We start from the raw sequence: 2,888 nt of genomic DNA, 5'->3' as shown, positions 1-2,888 counted from the left end.
CATTCATATGCGTGATGTTTCAGTAGCAAGTTTTGGAGAACATGAGACACGCCCGGTTAATATGAGTGTTGTGTTTGCGATTAAGACGTGAGGTTAAGATGTCGACGATTTATGATTGGTCTTTAAGTGCATCCGAGAATGGTGGTGCGGATGATCTGATTAATTGGTCAGAAGGACAACATCCAAACACAGTCAACAACAGTGCACGTTTTATGATGCAGCGAGTGCGTGAGTATTTATCGGATATGGGGGGTGTGATTGAAGCGGTTGTTACGGTTGATGATAAACAAAAAACGAGTGCGATACGTCTTCAAAGTCAAATGGCATTTTTAGCGTATAAGAATGGGATATCGCTTTGTTTTAAAGTGAAGGGTAAGAATGTTGGGGCGACAACGATTGCGTTGAATAATTTAGCCGGCAAGCCCGTTTATAAGGCAACAGAAACTGGTTTATTAGCTTTATCGGGAGGAGAGTTACAAAATGACTGTTTGTATAGGATTGTGTATGATGAAGCTCTCACGGGTTGGCAAGTTCTCAATCCTACAAGGGAAAAAGTTACTTCCTTAAAACGTTTACCGTCAGGTCTGATAGGACCTTTTGCAATGGAACGCTTGCCGGATGATTGGTTAGCATGTGATGGGAAGGCTTATCCGCGGCTTGTCTATTGGGATTTATTTTGTGCGATAGGGACGACGTGGGGAGAAGGAGATGGCATTTCGACGTTTAATGTTCCAGATTTACGGGGGATGTTTTTACGGGGCATGGATTATGAGCGCAATCTAGACCCTTGGCGTTCTTTTGCAAGTCAGCAAGCTTGTTCTTTAAAAGCACATGAGCATTTTATAGGTCCCGCCTCTTCTGATGGTCGTTCTTCACGGAAAAGACGGGATGTTTCTTCTTCTGAAGTTTCTTTGCAAAGGCGAAAGAGATCTGTAGACGAAGAGTGTGTAGGTTTGAGTGGTGATAGCTTAGAGGAATGTAATCAAGAATTTGATCACATAGCAGGAATTCCACAGGTAGAGACTCCCTTTTGGTTCACAGATAAGGACAAACCGCCCCGTTTGCCTTGGTTTATCAGAAGCCCTTTTGCTAATTTTTTATATCATTCGACCCCTATAAAAGAGGGTGTTCATGACCAAGCACATCATGACCATCATCTTATGTCGGAGACGTTTGGAGGCGTTGAAACGCGCCCCGTTAATGTGAGTGTAGTTTATGGAATAAAGACATGAGGAGTTGAAATGTCATTAAAACCGTTTGCGATATCAGAGCTTAGCGACCCGTCTCAAGTACGGGTCGTTTTGTATTCAGGGGGAGGCTTTGTCCACGCGCCTCTTCATGGTGTTTTTGATTTACTGAAAGCAGCATTGAAAACAGAGCTTGATGGTTCACTGAAAGATTTAGAGAAGCGCTTAGAGACCTTAAGAGAAGAGCTTGAAGATTTGAAAGAGTGTTCATTGGATGAATCCCTCTGAATGAAGGAATAAAGCAGATGAAGATACCCGATCATAGTCATGAATATTTGATACCTGTTGCAACGAAAGAGGAAATCAGAGAAGGGACTTCGCAAGATAGCGTTGTTGTTCCAAAGCTTTTAGGAACAGCCTCTTTGTATTCGTATGAAACCTTTGCACCGTTAGAGCAGGTTGTTAATGCACGTCAAGAGTCGGAAAAAGCCATGGCGCGTGCAAATGGAGCCCAACAGGTTGCAGAAGAGGCAAAGAACCTTGCCCAGACAAGCAAGAATGCTTGTGATGAAGTCAAGCAAACGATAGGTGATGTTAAAAGCGTTGCAGAAACGGCATTATCGACAGCCAATACAGCCAAGCAGAAAGGAGATGAGATAAGCCAACAAACCTCAGAAGCATTGACGAAGTCTGGTGAAGCGAAGACCTTATCAGAAGAAGCAAAGGCTAAGGCAGAAAGGGTGGAGACTATTGCGACGGAAGCGAAATCTACAGCGGCTACAGCATTAACAGAAGCAAGAGAAGCTAAGAGTACAGCATCTGAGGCGAAGGGCTTGGCGGAAGAAGCGCAACAGGGTGCAACAGAAGCAACGCGAATAGCCAACGAAGCAAAAGCAGCAGCAGAACGGGCGACAAGTGTTGATAGACAAGCGGTAAGTGCTGGTGCAGAAGCAGTCAAGAGCCTAGCGGAAGAAGCGTTGTCGAAAGCCAATGAAGCGAAAAAGGGAGCAGATAAGGCAGAAACATTAGCTAATGAAAGCAAAACGACAGCCGAAGAAGCAAAAGGTTTAGTGGAGGAAGTAAAGCAATCGGTAACTACAGCGACAGAAACAGCAGAAGATGCGAAAAATTTAGCAAAGAAGGCAACAGAAGATATTGTTTCTATCAATGCAAAGGCTTTAACAGCCGAAAGAGTAGCGAACGAAGTCAAAGGTAGTTTAGAAACCGTTGTCACGTCGGTTTCTGAGGCAAAATCTCTAGCAGAAGAAGCCAAAGAGCTAGCGGAGGAACTGCAAGATGAATCGAACGAAGCGAAGCTTGCTGCTAATACGGCAAAATTGACAGCCAATTCTGCGGCAACAGATGCAGAAGAAGCGCAAGATGAAGCAAGAGAAGCCAAGCAAGCCGCTGATCAGGCAAAGACGCTAGCCGAAGAAGCTAAAACGATAGCAGAGCAAGCTAATCAATCCCTTATTTCGTTTAATTTGACAGATACGAGTGAAAAAATTGAACTCTTTCGTGGTATCCTTCTTCATATTTACGATACTTTGAAAATAATGAATCTAAGTGTTGTTGCAAAGTTTTCTCCATTTCTTGTAGCAACTGAAAAAAGGGGGATTTCGGTTAAGAAAGGAACGATACTTCAATTTTCTCATGCGGGCAAAGATGACGACGAAAACCTTCGCATATATAAGACTCCAG

The 2,888-nt window shown here is 43.7% G+C and carries 2 protein-coding genes and 1 pseudogene; all 3 read left to right on the top strand.

Annotation, left to right across the window (positions count from 1 at the left end):
- The first annotated feature begins 98 nt into the window (after nucleotides 1-98).
- Nucleotides 99-1,232: a phage tail protein gene (locus ACFIO3_RS10925; RefSeq protein ID WP_375704452.1), complete on the top strand. Its 1,134-nt coding sequence runs from the start codon at nucleotides 99-101 to the stop codon at nucleotides 1,230-1,232.
- Between the two features lie 9 nt (nucleotides 1,233-1,241).
- Nucleotides 1,242-1,475: a hypothetical protein gene (locus ACFIO3_RS10920; RefSeq protein ID WP_375667140.1), complete on the top strand. Its 234-nt coding sequence runs from the start codon at nucleotides 1,242-1,244 to the stop codon at nucleotides 1,473-1,475.
- Between the two features lie 17 nt (nucleotides 1,476-1,492).
- A pseudogene (locus ACFIO3_RS10915) lies at nucleotides 1,493-2,888 on the top strand (hypothetical protein); the annotation flags it as partial.

This window comes from Bartonella sp. AD328YNZD (genome assembly GCF_042196425.1).
Note: the sequence above shows the minus strand (reverse complement) of the source record. Positions and strands in the feature narration are given on the sequence as shown.

What these genes read in the sequence shown, in the direction of transcription:
- ACFIO3_RS10920 (WP_375667140.1), top strand. Translation starts at nt 1,242, where the DNA reads ATGTCATTAAAACCGTTTGCGATATCAGAGCTTAGCGACCCGTCTCAA.
- ACFIO3_RS10925 (WP_375704452.1), top strand. Translation starts at nt 99, where the DNA reads ATGTCGACGATTTATGATTGGTCTTTAAGTGCATCCGAGAATGGTGGT.